Source organism: Bradyrhizobium sp. MI1.3 (genome assembly GCF_055811695.1).
The window spans coordinates 1-16,484 of sequence record NZ_JBVVPQ010000077.1; the positions used below are offsets into that span (position 1 = coordinate 1).

Annotated in this window: 13 protein-coding genes; 10 read left to right on the forward strand and 3 right to left on the reverse strand. The window is 63.6% G+C overall.

Annotated features, from left to right (window positions below; genetic code table 11):
* The first annotated feature begins 88 nt into the window (after positions 1-88).
* The 7 genes from AC0L3A_RS33985 (at position 89) to AC0L3A_RS34015 (ending at position 10,704) form a co-directional block, all read left to right on the forward strand.
* Positions 89-985 (forward strand): EamA family transporter, encoded by an 897-nt coding sequence (locus AC0L3A_RS33985; protein ID WP_007600990.1) that lies wholly within the window; start codon positions 89-91, stop codon positions 983-985.
* Positions 986-987: 2 nt separating this feature from the next.
* Positions 988-1,590: a LysE family translocator gene (locus AC0L3A_RS33990; protein ID WP_007600991.1), complete on the forward strand. Its 603-nt coding sequence runs from the start codon at positions 988-990 to the stop codon at positions 1,588-1,590.
* A 147-nt stretch (positions 1,591-1,737) separates the two neighbouring features.
* Positions 1,738-2,757, forward strand: a complete 1,020-nt coding sequence (gene ilvC / locus AC0L3A_RS33995) for a ketol-acid reductoisomerase (protein WP_007600992.1) — start codon at positions 1,738-1,740, stop codon at positions 2,755-2,757.
* A gap of 351 nt (positions 2,758-3,108) precedes the next feature.
* Positions 3,109-6,492: a bifunctional diguanylate cyclase/phosphodiesterase gene (locus tag AC0L3A_RS34000; protein ID WP_473256008.1), complete on the forward strand. Its 3,384-nt coding sequence runs from the start codon at positions 3,109-3,111 to the stop codon at positions 6,490-6,492.
* A 51-nt stretch (positions 6,493-6,543) separates the two neighbouring features.
* Entirely contained in the window at positions 6,544-7,644 is a 1,101-nt protein-coding gene (locus AC0L3A_RS34005) for a DUF2336 domain-containing protein (RefSeq protein ID WP_473256009.1), read from the forward strand.
* Positions 7,645-7,704: 60 nt separating this feature from the next.
* Entirely contained in the window at positions 7,705-8,556 is an 852-nt protein-coding gene (locus tag AC0L3A_RS34010) for an SDR family oxidoreductase (protein WP_473256010.1), read from the forward strand.
* Positions 8,557-8,991: 435 nt separating this feature from the next.
* Positions 8,992-10,704 (forward strand): sulfatase-like hydrolase/transferase, encoded by a 1,713-nt coding sequence (locus AC0L3A_RS34015; RefSeq protein WP_473256011.1) that lies wholly within the window; start codon positions 8,992-8,994, stop codon positions 10,702-10,704.
* Positions 10,705-10,738: 34 nt separating this feature from the next.
* Here AC0L3A_RS34015 and AC0L3A_RS34020 read toward each other — a convergent pair whose 3' ends face one another.
* Positions 10,739-12,298, reverse strand: a complete 1,560-nt coding sequence (locus AC0L3A_RS34020) for a glycine betaine ABC transporter substrate-binding protein (protein WP_473256012.1) — start codon at positions 12,296-12,298, stop codon at positions 10,739-10,741.
* Positions 12,295-13,077 carry an ATP-binding cassette domain-containing protein gene (locus AC0L3A_RS34025; RefSeq protein WP_473256013.1) on the reverse strand — a complete coding sequence of 261 codons (783 nt, stop codon included), beginning with the start codon at positions 13,075-13,077 and terminating at the stop codon, positions 12,295-12,297. The genes AC0L3A_RS34020 and AC0L3A_RS34025 overlap by 4 nt, the downstream gene beginning before the upstream one ends.
* A gap of 145 nt (positions 13,078-13,222) precedes the next feature.
* On the opposite strand from AC0L3A_RS34025, the gene AC0L3A_RS34030 reads away from it, so the two are divergent.
* Positions 13,223-14,041 (forward strand): ABC transporter ATP-binding protein, encoded by an 819-nt coding sequence (locus tag AC0L3A_RS34030; RefSeq protein ID WP_007601003.1) that lies wholly within the window; start codon positions 13,223-13,225, stop codon positions 14,039-14,041.
* A complete protein-coding gene (locus AC0L3A_RS34035; protein ID WP_007601005.1) occupies positions 14,041-14,826 on the forward strand; it encodes an ABC transporter permease in 786 nt (261 codons plus the stop codon). The genes AC0L3A_RS34030 and AC0L3A_RS34035 overlap by 1 nt, the downstream gene beginning before the upstream one ends.
* A gap of 44 nt (positions 14,827-14,870) precedes the next feature.
* On the opposite strand, the gene AC0L3A_RS34040 is transcribed toward AC0L3A_RS34035, so the two are convergent.
* Positions 14,871-15,320, reverse strand: coding sequence for a cupin domain-containing protein (locus AC0L3A_RS34040; protein WP_007601007.1), 450 nt, complete (start codon positions 15,318-15,320; stop codon positions 14,871-14,873).
* Positions 15,321-15,457: 137 nt separating this feature from the next.
* Here AC0L3A_RS34040 and AC0L3A_RS34045 point away from each other — a divergent pair, with 137 nt between their 5' ends.
* Entirely contained in the window at positions 15,458-16,483 is a 1,026-nt protein-coding gene (locus AC0L3A_RS34045) for an ABC transporter substrate-binding protein (RefSeq protein WP_473256014.1), read from the forward strand.
* Position 16,484 lies beyond the last annotated feature (1 nt).

The window sequence follows — 16,484 nt, forward strand, 5'->3', positions numbered from 1 at the left end:
CCCAGATCCTCTTCAGATGTCTCTTAGAGAATCGCAGATTCGCGATTTACGCAAAGCCCTCGCAAGCGGGAGAGGTTAGGAGTTTGGAATGAAGCCGGCCGACATCCTCATCGCCATCCTGGTGGCGATCATCTGGGGGCTTGCCTTTGTGGCGAGCCGGATCGCGCTCGACGAATTTTCGCCGGAGCTGATGACGGCGATGCGCTTCACCATTGCCGCGGTCCCGTGCCTGTTCATTCGCAAGCCGAAAGTCGCCTGGTCGCTCCTGATCGCGATCAGCTTTACGCTCTTTCTCGGCCAGTTTCTGAGCCAGGCCTATGGCATCGCCCATGGCGTGCCAGTCGGATTGACTTCCGTCGTCGTGCAGAGCCAGGCTCTGTTCACGGTCGGCTTTGCCGCGATCGCATTCGGCGAGCGGCCGACGCCGGTTCAGACGCTGGGCATCGTCATCGCAGCCGTCGGGCTTTTGATGATCTGCGGCACGGTCGGCTATGATTTCAGCGTCGGTGCCTTCGCCGTGCTGATGATCGCGCCGGTCAGCTTTGCGCTCGGTAATATCCTGCTGAGGGGCGCTCGCGGCGTGCCGATGTTCGATCTGTTCGCCTGGTTGTGCCTCGCCACCGCGGTGCCGCTGTTCGCGCTCACGCTGGTCGTCAATGGACCGTCGCCGACCTGGCAGTCACTGATCCACATGTCGCTCACCGGCCTGATTTGCCTGCTGTTGATCGGCGGCATCTCCACCAGTATCGCCTATTGGCTGTGGGGCCGGCTGCTGCGTGACTATCCCACCGCGCAAGTGGTGCCGTTCGCGCTGCTGGTGCCGTTCGTCGGCTCGGCCGCGTCCAGCATCATGTTCGGCGAGCGCTTCGGTCCGCTGCGCCTTGCCGGCATGCTCACGGTGATCGGCGGTATCGCTGTGATGGTGCTGGCGAAGCGCCCCGAGGCGGTACCCCAGAGGACCGCAGCCGAAGGCCGCGTGAGGTAAGCATGTCCCAGTCGCTGCTGTATGCCTTCCTCGCCTTCATGGCCGTGATGTATTTCACGCCTGGGCCGAACAACATCATGTTGCTGTCCTCGGGGCTGACTTATGGCTTCCGTCGCACGATTCCCCACATCGCCGGCGTCGTCATCGGCTTCGCCTTCATGATTGCAGCGGTCGGCTTCGGGCTCGGCACAGTGTTCCTGGCTTATCCGATCCTGCAGACCATTCTAAAATATGCCGGTGCCGCCTACCTGGTCTACCTCTCCGCCGTGATCGCTTTATCGGGTCCGGCGAAGCCGGGCGAGGGAGACGGCCGGGGTCCGATGACCTTCCTGGGCGCCGCCATGTTCCAATGGATCAACGCAAAAGGCTGGGTGATCGTGATCGGCACCATCACCGCCTATGCGGCTATCGCCCAATTCCCGCTCAACATCGCGATCCAGACCTTGATCAGCCTGCTCGTGGGCACGGTCTCGACGGTAGCCTGGGTCTTCTTCGGCACCGCATTGCGGGCGGTCCTGACCTCCGTGCGGCTGGTCCGCGCCTTCAACATCCTGATGGCCATCCTGCTGCTGGCGTCCCTCTATCCCGTGGTCATGGATGCATGATGCCCCGACTTTCCATGCAGAAACGGGTTTCCCAGGGGGCCGAAAATGCTCTAGACAGCCCCCGAAATCCGCAAATTTCACCGTCCGAGACCTGACTGACAAGACCTGACCAACGGCCGATTTCGGCCCCTGAACGAGGAAACGACCATGCGTGTTTATTACGATCGCGACGCCGACCTGAACCTGATCAAGGGCAAGAAGGTCGTCATCGTCGGCTATGGCAGCCAGGGCCACGCCCATGCGCTGAACCTGAAGGATTCCGGCGTCAAGGACGTGGCGATCGCGCTCCGCAAGGGTTCGGCCTCGGCCAAGAAGGCGGAAGCTGCCGGCTTCAAGGTGATGGAAGTCGCCGAGGCCGCCAAATGGGCCGACCTCGTCATGATGCTGACCCCGGACGAGCTCCAGGGCGACATCTACCGCGAGCACCTGCATGACAACATGAAGAAGGGCGCCGCCCTCGTCTTCGCGCACGGTCTCAACGTCCACTTCAACCTGCTCGACCCGCGCGCCGATCTCGACGTTCTCATGATCGCGCCGAAGGGCCCCGGCCACACTGTGCGCTCGGAGTATCAGCGCGGCGGCGGCGTGCCCTGCCTGATCGCGATCGCCAAGGACGTCTCGGGTAACGCCCACGACCTCGGCCTGTCCTACGCCTCCGCCGTCGGCGGTGGCCGTGCCGGCATCATCGAGACCACCTTCAAGGAAGAGTGCGAGACCGACCTGTTCGGCGAGCAGGTGGTGCTCTGCGGCGGCCTGGTCGAGCTGATCAAGGGTGGCTACGAGACGCTGGTCGAAGCCGGCTACGCCCCGGAGATGGCCTATTTCGAGTGCCTGCACGAAGTGAAGCTGATCGTCGACCTGATCTATGAAGGCGGCATCGCCAACATGAACTACTCGATCTCCAACACCGCGGAGTACGGCGAGTACGTCACCGGTCCGCGCATTGTCACCGACGAGACCAAGAAGGAGATGAAGCGGGTTCTGAACGACATCCAGTCCGGCAAGTTCGCCCGCGACTGGATGCTCGAGAACAAGGTCAACCAGACCTCGTTCAAGGCGACCCGCGCCAAGCTCGCCGAACACCCGATCGAGGAAGTCGGCGCCAAGCTGCGCGACATGATGCCCTGGATCAAGAAGGGCGCTCTGGTCGACAAGAGCAAGAACTAACGGCAACGACGTGGTTACCGGGGGCGCGACGGAGCGCCCCCGGGCCTCCGTCCATCTTCGCCGGTTTCCCGCGCTTGCGCAGACGCCGGCCTTGGAATGACGTGGCGAGACGCCGTCCCGCCTCCGCGCGATCTCGCTAATGATCTTAGCTCACCTCGCACGCGAGGCGCCCTGCTGAAACCGGTTCTACACGGTAGTATGGTGCGTTTTTCTAAGCTTTTTCGAACATTGCGACACAGTTACTGCCGTAGTTCCGTACGATTACGGAGTGAATTAGCGATAGGCAACTCAACCAAATCTTAGTGCGACCGGGCGATGGTGGAAGCTGATCGCTCGAACCACAGAAATGTAATGCTGAGAGCTTGGCGAAGGCTGGCCGGGTCGCCGGGATCGTCCGTCACGATCCTGGGGCTGCTGTTTTCTTTCGTTGTCGTCACCCTGTTTCTGGTTGATCTGGCTGCTCGCTATCGAGAAGCGGTCGCCTCTGCGAAAACCGATGCTCTCAATCTTTCGGCCATCCTGGCCGAGCATGCCGCAGTGACGTTCGAAGACATCGATCGTGTCCTGCTCGAGGCGCAGGCAATCCGCAACGATTCCTTGTCCGGAAAATACGCCGACGCCGGCGCGGCCAACACCGCGCTCCGTCAACTGGTCAAGAGCTCGTCGATCCTGGTCGCGGTTGGTTGGACCGACGCATCCGGAGCCGTCGTTGCGCACTCCTACGACCGTGCGCCGCCGCGCGGCAACATCTCCGAAATGCCGCACTTCATCGCGCAACGCGATGGCGCTGGCACCGAGTTGTTCGTTGCGCCGCCCTATCGGTCGGCAGGCGGTGATAAATGGTTCAGTGCGGCGTCGCGCCGGTTGAACAATTCGGATGGGAGCTTTGCGGGCGTCGTGACCGCGCCATTGGATCAATCCTATCTGTTGAAGATCTATCGCAAGATCAATCTGGGCCCGGGCGGCTCCGTCGTGTTGATCCATCGCAACGGACGGATCCTGGCGCGCGTGCCGGAACAGAAAGATGTGCTGGGCATGTCTGTTGCTGGCGGCCCGATGTTTACCCAGTATCTGCCAGTCTCGGAAGCGGGCTCATACGAACTGACGAGTCCCGTCGACGGCATCAACCGCATTGCGGCCTACAAGGCCGTATCCGGGCTGCCGCTGGTTCTGGTCGTGACCTATTCGCGTGATTACGTGCTGCAGCCGTGGTATCGGCATCTCTACACCTTCGGCCCGCCGGCTGCCGCGATCGTCACCATCATCCTGATCGGAACCTTGCTGCTGCGACGGCAAACAAACGCACTCGCGGCCGCGAGTTCCCGTTTCGACGCGGCGTTGAGCAACATGCCGCATGGGCTCAGCATGTTCGACGCCGATGAGAAGCTGCTGATCGCCAACAGCCGCTATCGTGAGATGTATGATCTCACTGAGGCGCAGGTCGAACCTGGAACGCCGCTCGGCAGCATCGTCGGCCACTACAAGAGCGCCGGGGGTGATCTCGACGTCAAGGAATTCCTCGACGGCGCAAGACACCGGACTCCGAAGATCGTCATGCTCGCCGATGGCCGGATCATCTCGATCGTGCGTACGCCGATGCAGGATGGTGGCTGGGTCGCGACCCATGAGGACATCACCGAGAAGCGGCGCGACGAGACCTTGCTGGCGGAAAATGCTGCCGAGCTAAAACGCATCAACACGCGTTTCGACGTCGCCATCAGCAACATGTCCCAAGGGCTCTGCCTGTTCGATGCAGACAAAAACCTCGTGGTATCGAATAGTCGCTATCAGCAGATGTACGGTCTGCCCGACGAACTCGTCAGGCCCGGTACGCCCCTGCAACTCATATTGCAGCACTACGTGGATCGCGGCGAAGCCAGTCCGCTCAGCGTCGACCAGCATGTCCGGCTGATGCCGACCCAGCGCCAGCAGGACTACGAGCTGAGAGACCACCGGCAGATACTGATCCAGCGCAAGCCGTTGCCGGATGGCGGCTGGGTCGCGACGCACGAAGACGTCACCGAGCAAAAGAGCGCCGAGAGAATGTTGGCGCAGAAGGCCGCTGAACTCGAGGCGATCAACATGCGCTTTGATGCCGCCCTCAACAACATGGCTCAGGGGCTTTGCATGTTCGATGCGGAGCAGAGGATCGTGGTGTCGAACGCGCGCTATTGCGACATTTACCATATTGACCCCGATCGGATAAGGCGCGGAACCACACTGGCGCAAATTCTCGAATATCGCCGCGAGCAAGGCACGCATTTCGTCGATGTCGCGCCGGAGGTCTATCTCGATCAGAACGTCAAGCAGCTCAGTGAGACGCGGGAGCTTGCGGACGGACGGGTGATCGCGATTGCTCGCCACATGATGCAGTACGGCGGTTGGCTCACGACCCACGAGGACATCACCGATCGGGCGAGAAACGAGAAGCGGATCGCATATCTGGCCCAGCACGATCTGCTCACCGGCTTGGCGAACCGCGCCGTGTTTGCGGAAAAGCTCGATGAAGCGGCAAGGCGGTCGCAGCGTCGTGGCACGACGTTTACCGTGCTGATGCTCGATCTCGACAGGTTCAAGCTCGTCAACGATACGCTCGGTCACGCCGCAGGCGATCAGCTGCTGATCGAGGTCGCGCAGCGACTGAGCTCATCACTGCGAGATACCGATGTGCTGGCCCGCCTCGGTGGCGACGAATTTGCGATCATCCAGGAGAACGAAAGCGATCAGAGAGAAGGTGCCATCGCGCTGGCGCTGAAGATCATTCGTCTGGTCGAGCAACCGTTCGATCTTGGCAGCAACCGTGTCAGCGTCGGTACCAGCATTGGCATCGCGTTCGCGCCCGAGCACGGCATCGACGCGGAGATATTACTACAGAAGGCGGACGTCGCGCTCTACGCGACGAAATCCTCAGGCCGGAATGATTTCCGAATCTTCCAGCCGGAAATGACCGTGGCTGCCGACACACAGAAGTCGATGGAGGGCGAGTTGCGGGAGGCGATGGCCCGCGACGAGTTCGAGCTGCACTACCAGCCGGTGATCGAGGCCGGAACGCGCGCGCTGACCGGGCTGGAATGCTTCGTGCGATGGCATCATCCATCGAGGGGCGTGCTGGCGCCTTCGCAGTTCCTCAATGTCGCCGAGCAGGCTGGATTGATGCTGCCGCTCGGTGAATGGATCTTGCAACAGGCCTGCCTGGACGCGGCCGCTTGGCCGGCGCACATCAGAGTCGCCGTCAACATGGGTGCCGCCCAGTTCCACAGGAGTAATGTGCTCGACGTCGTGCTGTGCGCGCTGGTTGAATCGGGATTATCGCCCGAACGCCTCGAACTCGAAATTCCCGACGCTGCGCTCTTGGGCGGGAATCCTGCGGCTCACTTGCTTGCGGTCCGACAACTGAAGAACCTCGGTGTCGGCGTCGTCCTCGACAATTCCGGGCTAGGCTATTCCGCGGCCAGCTACCTCCAGAGTTTCCCATTCGACAAGTTCAAGATCGACCGGGCGATCGTGCGGGGCTGCACGACGCGAAGGGATTGCGCCGCGGTCGTCGCCTCCGCTGTGGCATTGGGGCGCGGTCTTGATGTCACGACGGTGGCCAAGGGCGTCGAGACCCCAGCGCAGTTGGACGCCCTCCTTGCGGCAGGAGTGGACTACGTACAGGGCTATCTGATCGGACGGCCCGTGCCGAATTCCGAAATCTGTTTCGATTCACCGTTACAGGCGCGAAACGTCGCGTGATCCCATGACCTCCGTCGAAATACATGCAACTCAACCGCCAGGACACGAGAGATGACTCTGGAGAACGGTCTGATCGACCGGCTCGAGATCGCACTGGCGAGCCGGGAGCTGTCGAAGCGCGCCGAACTCCTGCGCCAGGTCGCCGATCTCTTCGTGGTCGGCTCAGGCAAGTTCACCGACGAGCAGATCGACCTGTTCGACGAGGTGATGAGCGCGCTCCTCAAGAATATCAAATGCGCCGCGCGAGCGGCGTTCGGGAGCCGGCTTTCAGGATTGCCCGATGCGCCGCGTCGGACGATCCGCTTGCTGGCCTTTGACGACGCGCCCGAGGTGGCGGCGCCGGTCCTGGAGCACTCACCACAGCTCGACGAGGCGAGCTTGGCGGAGAATGCGCGGACCAAGAGCCAGGATCATCTGCTGGCTATCGCCGGCCGCAGCCTGTTGACGGAACCCGTCACCGATGCCCTCCTCGAGCGCGGCAACAACGATGTCGCCATGCGGACCGCCGGCAACGACGGCGCCAGCTTCTCGACTAACGGAATGTCCAAGCTCCTCAGCCGGGCGCGGGACAATGGCGCGCTCGCGATGTGCATCTGGGCTCGGCCCGATATTCCTCGTGAGACCATGTTGAAGTTGTTCGTCCATGCATCTGAGATGGTGAGATCCAAGCTGGAGGCAGCCGATCCCCGCCAGGCAGCTCTGACCCGGCGTGTAATTGCGGAGGGCTCCGATGAGCTGCAAGCGATGGCGCGGGCAGGCTCCAGCGAGCACGCCCGGGCGTTGGCCGAGGTGACGTCCTTGTATTCGAGTGGGCAATTGGACGAGGCACGCGTACTCGGCTTCATCGGCGAGCGAAGCTTGGACAAGACGGCTGTCGCGCTATCGCTCATGAGCGACCTGCCGATCGGAGCGATTGAGCGTGCGCTGGTCCGTTCGCAGCCCGAGCAGATTCTCATCCTCGCGAAGGCGATCGGTCTGTCCTGGGACACCACGAAGGCGATCCTGACGCTTTACCCCGGTGCGGCTCACGAGAGCCGAGAGCGATTGGAGCAGTGCTTCGCGAGCTTCCTTCGGTTGAGTCCAAATACGGCGAAGGCTGCACTCCAGTTCTACAGGCTCCGTGAGCGTGCCGGCCCGGGTCCTGTCCACTAACGGCATTGCGCCCCGGCACCTTTCCCCTGCATGATGCGGGAGCTCTTGGGGGGAAAGACCATGCGATCCGTCGTCATCACCGGCGCGTCCACCGGCATCGGCTGGGCCATTGCGAAATTTCTGGTCGGGCGCGGCTATCGTGTTTTCGGTAGTGTCCGCAAGCAGGCCGATGCGGATCGGCTCATGGGTGAATTCGGTGCGAACTTCACGCCGCTGCTGTTCGACGTCACCGACGAGGCGGCGGTCCTCGCCGCTGCGCGAAAAGTCCGCGAGGCTCTGGGCGGTGAGACGCTGGCCGGTCTCGTCAACAACGCCGGCGTCGCGGTGGCCGGTCCCGTGCTCGAATTGTCGGTCGACGACTTCCGCCGGCAGATGGAGGTCAACGTCATTGGCCCGGTCGTCGCGACGCAGGCCTTTGGGCCGCTGCTCGGCGCCGACCCGTCGCTGAAGGGACCGAAGGGCCGGATCGTGATGATCAGCTCGGTCGCGGGCAAGAACGGCAATCCGTTGTCGGCGCCTTACAGCACCTCCAAGCACGCCATCGAAGGCCTGTCGGAGAGCTTGCGCCGCGAATTGATGCTGTTCGGCATCGACGTCATCATCGTCGCCCCCGGCGCGGTGAAGACGCCGATCTGGAGTAAGGCCGAGCAGATCGATCTCTCGGTCTACCAGAACTCGCCTTATCTGCCGGCGCTGAACAAGGTCAGGGCGTTCATGATGAAGCTCGGCGAGACCGGGCTGCCGGCCGAGCGGATCGCCGAGGTCGTTTTCGAGGCGCTCACCGCCGAGAGGCCCAAGGTTCGCTACCAGATCACGCCGGACCGGATGCGGCATTTGATGACGGCCACGCTGCCCAAGCGTGTGGTCGACCGCATCATCGCCAAGCGACTCGGGCTGCTGCCGCAGGGCTGACCGACGTTCAGCCGCCTCGGCCGCACGTCGGGCCGCGGTTTCGCCGGGGGCATCATTCCGGCACTTCCCCAACCGCGGCGCGTTCATGTCAGCGGCGGCCGAGGAGGCGCAGCCGCGCTTTCGGGCCGAGATCGAGGTGGCGCTGGAACAGGCACCCGCCGCCGACCCGGAGGAGGCGAGATCGAGCGGATGGCGGAGAGGGTCATCGACCTCTTCATCGCGGGCATCGCCAAAGCTTAAGCGTGGCTGGCCCATGCGGCCCATTCGCCCATCGCTAACATTAAGCGAAGGTCGGATCGCGACACGCGTTGCTTGTCCGTGACCGTTCAATTACAGTTTTATGACACGGTGCAGGCCTTCCGGCTGCGCCGAACGCCGCAGGCCCGGTCAGCCGGCTCGGCATCACCGTGCCGGACCAGCAGTTGCGTGTCGTCGATGGCGTCCGCGCCCAATCCAGGTCCTTCTGCCACGACCGCCGTACTGGCGAGCGTCGCCGCGCTCGGCATCTGGCGGCTGCTCGCGGTTGCGGCGCCGCATCTCGCCGCGCTCGTCCTGATGTACGAGACCGAGACGGATTTCGGTGCACGGCTCTCCTTCGTGCTGGCCTGGGGCATCCTCAACTTCTTCTGGATCATGCTGCTGCGGCGTCCGGCGCTCTCGGGTGCGCTGTCGCTGACCATGGTCGTGGTGCTGGTGCTGCTGTCACGGCTGAAGCACGACGTCGTGCAGATGACGGTCAACTTCATCGACCTGATGATGATCGACCGCGACACGGTCGCGTTCCTGTTCACGATCTTCCCGAATTTGCGCTGGTCGGTGATCGGGGCCGGCCTCGTCACGCTGCCGCTGATGTATGCGCTGTGGTGGCTCGACCCATTCCGCATCCGCAGGCTGCCGGCGCTCGCCTGCAAGCTCGCCTGCCTCGCCGCGCTGGTCGGCTATTCGCTCTATCATCCGGACGAGGCCTGGCGCGGCTATTACGACGACGGCTATCTCTCGAAGTTCTTCCGCTCCGGCGTCAGCGCGGTCTCCGACTTTGCGCAATACGGCTTTATGGAGTCGGCCGCTTCGACCAACGAACGGCTCAACATGCCGCTGGTCGATGCCTGCCATCCCGCCGGCCGGCGGCCGAACATCATCATGGTCCATGATGAATCGAGCTTCGACATCCGCGCCGCGCAGGGCATCAAGGTGCCGGCTGGCTACGGCAGCCATTTCAAATCGTGGGACGGCAAGGAGCGCACCTTTCTGGCCGAGAGCAATGGCGGGCCGAGCTGGTTCACCGAATACAATGTGCTCGCGGGGTTGTCGTCGCGTTCGTTCGGCCGCTTCGCCTATTTCGTGACGCGCATCGCAACAGGCCGTGTCGAGCGCGGCCTGCCGCTGGCGCTGCGCCGCTGCGGCTACGATACGATGTCACTCTACCCCGCCTATGGCGGCTTCATGGCCGCGCGCAGTTTTCAGATGACGACCGGCGTCGAACGCTTCCTCGACTCCAAGGATCTCGGCGCCAAGGATGTCGAGCCGGATAGCTTCTTCTACGACAAGGCGCTCCGGCTGATGGGCGAGCGGACGCCGAACAAGCCGCTGTTCACCTTCATCTACCTCGGCGCCAATCATTTTCCGTGGGAGACGCGCTTCCGCCCGGATCTGCTGCCGAACTGGCCCGCACCGGGCAATGTGCCGTCCATCGACGAATATCTGCGCCGGCAGGCGATGAGTGCCGAGCAATACAAGGCTTTCCTCGCGGGCCTGAAGAAGAAATTTCCCGGCGAACCCTTCCTGATCGTGCGCTACGGCGATCATCAGCCCGAGTTTGCGCCTGCTATCCTCGAGCCCGGGCTCGACGAGGGTGCAATCGGCAAAAAGCTCGACGCCTACGACCCACGTCTCTACGCGACCTACTACGCGATCGACGCCGTCAATTTCGAGCCGGTGAAGAGCGAGGCCGTGATGGACACGGTCGATGGCCCGTATCTGCCGCTGGTCATCCAGGAAGCCGCCGGCATCCCGCTCGATCCGTCCTTCGCCGAGCAGAAGGAGATCATGCTCCGCTGCAAGGGCATCTTCTACGGCTGCAAGGACGGTGCCGAAGCGCGCCGGCTGAATCGGCTGCTGATCGATGCGGGGATGATCCGGGGGTTGTAGCGTCTTTCCAACGTCGTCGAATGAATGGCACGGCCTACCGCCCACCCACCTTCTCCCACAACCACCTCGCCACCGCATCCGGCGACGAATTCGCATCATTGCCGGCGGCGCGTAAATTGGCTTCGCGCATGGTCGCGATGTCGATCTTGCCGAGCAGCGGTTTCAGCGCGGCCCGCAGCCTCTCGTCGCCGGCGCGTTTCGGAGCCAGCAGCAGGATGGCATCGTAGGGCGGGATCGCGTGCCTGGGATCGTCGAGCGCAACCAGATCGTATTTTGCGATCAGCCCGTCGCTGGTGTAGCCCGCGATGACATCGACTTCGCCGCTGGCGACCGCCGCATACATGAAGTCCGGCTGCATCTGGCGCTGGGCGCGGAACGAGAGGCCATAGGCCTTTTGCAGCGCCGCCCATTCGGGTCGCGAGAAGAACTCATAGTCGCCGGCGATCGACAGGGTCGAAGCATGCGCGGCGAGATCGGCGATGGTGCGGATGCCAAGCGCCTCCGCCCGCTTCTTCGGGATCACCAGCGCATAGGCATTCTCGAAACCGAGCTCGCCGAGTAACGTGATGTTCTCCTTCGCAAGCGTCGTCTGCAGCTCCGCCAACAGCTCCGCGCGCGGCTTGATGTCCGTGCGGTGAAGCTGATTGGCCCAGAGCGTGCCGGAATAATCGACATAGAGATCGATATCACCGGCCTTCAATGCCTCGAAGATCACGCTCGAGCCGAGACCGGATCGTGCGACGGCGGAAAGACCGACCGCCTGCAGCCGGTCCCGCATCAACGCCGACAGCACGTACTGCTCGGCGAACGTCTTGGCGCCCACGACATAGCTTTGCGACGAGCGCCCCATCGTCGGCACCAATGTTGCGGCGACCAGTGCCGCGATCCCGGCCGCGCCAAGCGCGGTACGCACGCGGCTGCGCCGGCGCACGCCGCTCTCGATCAGGCCGAGCAGTTGATCGACGGCGAGCGCCAGCAGGGCCGAGGCAAAGCAGCCGAACAGCACGAACACCCAGTTCTGGGTCTGGAGCCCGGCAAAGATATAATTGCCGAGGCTGGTCTGCCCGATCGGGGTCGACAGCGTCGCGGTGCCGATCACCCACACTGCGGCGGTACGGATGCCAGCCATCATCACGGGGAGGGCCAGCGGCAGTTCGACCATCACGAGCGACTCCCGTGCGGTCATTCCGACGCCTTTGGCAGCCTCGATCAGCGCGGGATCGATGCCGTTGAGGCCGGTGATGCCATTGCGCAGCACTGGCAGCATCGAATAGAGCGCCAGCGCCAGCATCGCCGGCAGGAAGCCGAAAGCGGAGAAGGAGACGCCGAACCAGGCCAGCGCCAGGGAGGCCGCGAGCAGCAGCAGCGGATAGAACAGCGCGAGCAGCGCCAGCCCGGGCACCGTCTGCACGATACTGGCGAGCGCGAGCAGGACGGCGCGCGGGGTGGGGCGGTTGCGCGTCAGGATCGCCAGCGGCAGGCTGACGATCAGGCCGAGCGCAAGTGCAGCGAGACTCACCCGGACGTGGTTGCCGAGATAGTCGGGCAAATGCCCCAGCGCCTCGCCCCAGCGCGGATCGGTGAAAAGGCTCATGCCGCCCCGCTCTGTAGCAGCAGCGCGTTCAATCGCTCGACCTGGCGTCGCGGCGTCCGCAGCAACTCCAGTACGTAGGCGTCGCTGCTTTTCGAAAGCTCCACTGGCGTGCCCTGCGCGAGCAGCTTTCCGCCGCGCATCACCGCGATGCGGTCGGCCAGCAAAATCGCTTCCGTCATGTCGTGGGTGATCATCACGGTGGTCAGGCCGAGCTTGCGGTGCAGCTCGCGAAAATCGTCGCCGAGCGCATCGCGGGTGAGGGGGTCGAGCGCGCCGAATGGCTCATCCATCAGCACGATCCGGGGCCGTGCCGCGAGCGCCCGCGCCACGCCGACACGCTGGCGCTGGCCGCCCGAGAGCGCATCCGGCAGCCGCTCGCGGTGCGCGGCCCGGTCGAGCTGCACGAGTTCGAGCAACTCATCGACCCGCGTTGCGATATCTGCCGCCGGGACGCCGAGCAGTTTTGGCGTGATTCCGATATTGTCGGCGACGCTCAGATGCGGGAATAGCCCGCCGCTCTGGAAGACGTAGCCGATGCGGCGGCGCAGCGCGACCGGATCGACCGATTGCACGTCGTCGCCCTCGACCGTGATCGTGCCGTCATCGGCCTCGATCAGGCGGTTGGCGAGCCGCAGCAGCGTCGTCTTGCCCGACCCCGAGCCGCCCACGACGGCCACAAACTCGCCTTCGGCAACGTCGAGTGACACATCGTCCACGGCCTTGAGCGCGCCGAAGCTCTTGGTGACGTGGGCATAGCCAATCATCGGCCTGGACGGCATCGGGCGGGTCTCACTGCGCTGACCCGCCCCAAGGAGGGAGGGAGGAAGGGAGGGATGACAACGCCCATGCGTACCACGCTTGGCGGCTTGATTGAACTTGGCCGCGCGAGCGGCTAAGGCATCGGGCCAAGTTCGGAGGGAACACATGATAACGCCTACGGCAGTGGCGCTGGACGACGCCAAGGTCGCGTTCCAGCTAGGGGACGGGCGGGTCTATACGGCGGTGGAGAAGGCGCATCTGACGGTCGCGCAGGGCGAGTTCGTCGCCATCGTCGGCCCGACCGGCTGCGGGAAATCGACCCTGCTCAACGTCGCGGCCGGGCTGCTCAAGCCGGCTGCCGGGAGCGTCAAAATATTCGACCAGCCGCTCGCCGGGCTGAACCGGGATGCCGGCTATCTGTTCCAGGCCGATGCGCTGTTCCCCTGGAAGACCGCGCTCGACAATGTCGCGATCGGGCTCGAAGTCAGCGGCACGCCGCGTAGCGAGGCACTCCCGCGGGCGCAGAAATGGCTGACCTCGGTCGGCTTGGGCGCCTTCGCCAACCGCTATCCTCACATGCTCTCCGGCGGTCAGCGCAAGCGCGTGGCGCTGGCGCAGGTGCTGATCCGCGATCCAAAGATCCTGCTGATGGACGAGCCGTTCGGTCCGCTGGACGCGCAGACCCGGCAGGTGATGGGCAACCTGCTGCTCGACCTCTGGAACGCCGACCGCAAGGCCGTGCTGTTCGTCACCCATGATCTGGAAGAGGCGATCGCGCTCGCCGACCGCGTCGTGATCATGTCGGCGGGGCCGTCCTCCCGCATCATCGGCGACTGGCGCGTGAGCCTGCCGCGCCCGCGCGACATTTTCGAAGTGCGGCTGGACAAGGAATTCCATGCGCTTCATCGCGAGATCTGGAGCGTGCTCAAGGACGAGGTAATGAAGGGCTATGCGCAGTCCACCCAAGCGGCGGAGGCGGTGTGATGTCGCGCGTCACTCTCCTTGCGCTGCAAGTGCTGGTCGCGGTGGTCTGCCTCGCGCTGTGGCAATTACTCTCGACCGTGCCCGTGTTCGGCAAGATCCTGCTACCGCCGTTCTTCTTCTCCAATCCGGTCGATGTCTTCGCCCAGATCGTCAAATGGTTCTCGTCCGGTGTGATCTGGAAGCATCTCGGCATCACGCTGACGGAATCGATCCTGGCCTTCGTGATCGGATCGGCCGGCGGCGTGTTGATCGGCTTCTGGTTCGCGCGCCAGCCGCTGGTCGCCGCGGTGTTCGATCCCTACGTCAAGATGGTCAACGCTCTGCCGCGTGTGGTGCTGGCGCCGATCTTCGCGCTGTGGCTTGGGCTGGGCATCTGGTCCAAGGTCGCGCTCGGCGTGACGTTGGTGTTCTTCATCGTGTTCTTCAACGTATATCAGGGCGTCAAGGAGGTCAGCCGTACCGTGCTCGATAACGGCCGCATGCTCGGCATGAGCGAGCGGCAGCTGATGCAGCACGTCTATTGGCCCTCGGCGCTGTCGTGGATGTTCTCCTCGCTGCACACGTCGGTGGGCTTTGCCGTGGTCGGTGCGGTCGTCGGCGAATATCTTGGATCGGCGGCGGGGCTCGGCTATCTCATCCAGCAGGCTGAAGGCATCTTCGACGTCGCCGGGGTGTTCGCCGGCATGTTCGTGCTGTCGGCCTTCGTCATCCTGATCGACTTTGGGGTGACATTGGTGGAGCGGAGGCTGCTGGTCTGGCGGCCGACCGTGGACGGGCGCGGCTAGGCCGAAAGGGGCCCGCGCGTCGCGCGAGCCCGGATCGCGAAAGTTCAATCCAGCAACTTGGTGTCGTCGGGCGCCTGCGGCGGCGTCTTGATCGCGATGGCCTTGACCTGTCCGCTGATCGGCTTGGTGCCGCCATGCGGCGTCCCCTTCGGGATGATCACGAGGTCGCCCGGCTTCACCGTGACTTCCTTGTCGCCGAACCAGATCGTGCCGGTGCCCTCTAAAATGTACTGGATCTCGTTGGTGTTGGGATGCATGTGCTTGGGCACATTGCCGACCTGGATCGAGATGGTGGCGCCATCGGCGCTCGCGAACATCTTGGAACGGAAGCCGACGGCGTTCGCGTTTCCGAGCGCGTCGCCCTCCATCTCGCTGGTATGGATGATCTGCGGAGTGATGTTTTCCGCAGCCAGCGCCGGCCGCAGCAGGTGGGTTGCGCCGCACCCGGCGGCAAAAGCGGTGGCGATCGACAGTCCGATTGCAAGGCGATTCATGGATGATCCTCCCCATCAAGAATTGTTCTTGTGGGCTCATGCTATTGCGCCGAAAGGCCGATGGCCAGCGCCTTCGGTCCTGCTTCTCAAGCCAGTCCCGCTGCTCTATGGTGCCGCCAGCCGAACGGAGGAAACCAATGAAGAACACGATAGCCAGGCTCGCGGGCGCGCTACTCGCGCTGACGCTCACCACCGGTCTTGCCGCGGCGCAAAGCAAGGTCACCATCGCGATCGGCGGCGGCTCGTGCCTGTGCTATTTGCCGACGGTGCTGGCAAAACAGCTCGGCGAATACGACAAGGCCGGTCTCAATGTCGAGCTCGTGGACCTCAAGGGCGGCTCGGACGCGCTCAAGGCCGTGCTCGGCGGCAGCGCCGACGTGGTCTCCGGCTATTTCGACCATTGCGTCAACCTCGCGGCCAAGAAGCAGGAGCTTCAGGCATTCGTCGTCTATGACCGCTATCCCGGCCTCGTGCTGGTGGTGTCGCCGTCGCACACCAACGAGATCAAGTCGATCAAGGACCTCGCCGGCAAGAAGGTCGGCGTCAGCGCGCCCGGCTCCTCCACCGACTTCTTCCTGAAGTATATGCTGAAGAAGAACGGCGTCGATCCCGCCAGCACCGCCGTGATCGGCGTCGGCCTCGGTGCCACAGCGGTCGCCGCCATGGAGCAGGGCCAGATCGACGCGGCCGTGATGCTCGATCCGTCCGTGACCGTGCTCCAGGGCAGCCACAAGGATCTGCGCATCCTCTCGGACACCCGCACGCAAAAGGATACGCTCGAGACCTTCGGCGGCGAATATCCGGGCGGCGCGCTGTACTCGACCGCGGCCTGGGTCGCCGGCCACGAGAAGGAGACGCAGGCGCTCACCAACGCGATCCTGGGCACGCTCGCCTGGATCCACTCGCACTCGCCCGAGGAGATCATGGCGAAGATGCCGGAGGAGACGGTGGGCAAGAACAAGGACCTCTATCTCGCGGCACTCAAGAACACGATTCCGATGTACTCCGAGACCGGCAAGATGGATCCGAAGGGCGCTGACGCCGTGCTCGCGGTGTTCAGCGTCGGATCGCCCGAGGTCGCGAGCGCCAAGATCGACGTCAGCAAGACCTTCACCAACAAGTATGTCGAGCAGGCCAAGAAGACCACGGGGAGCGCCAAATAAC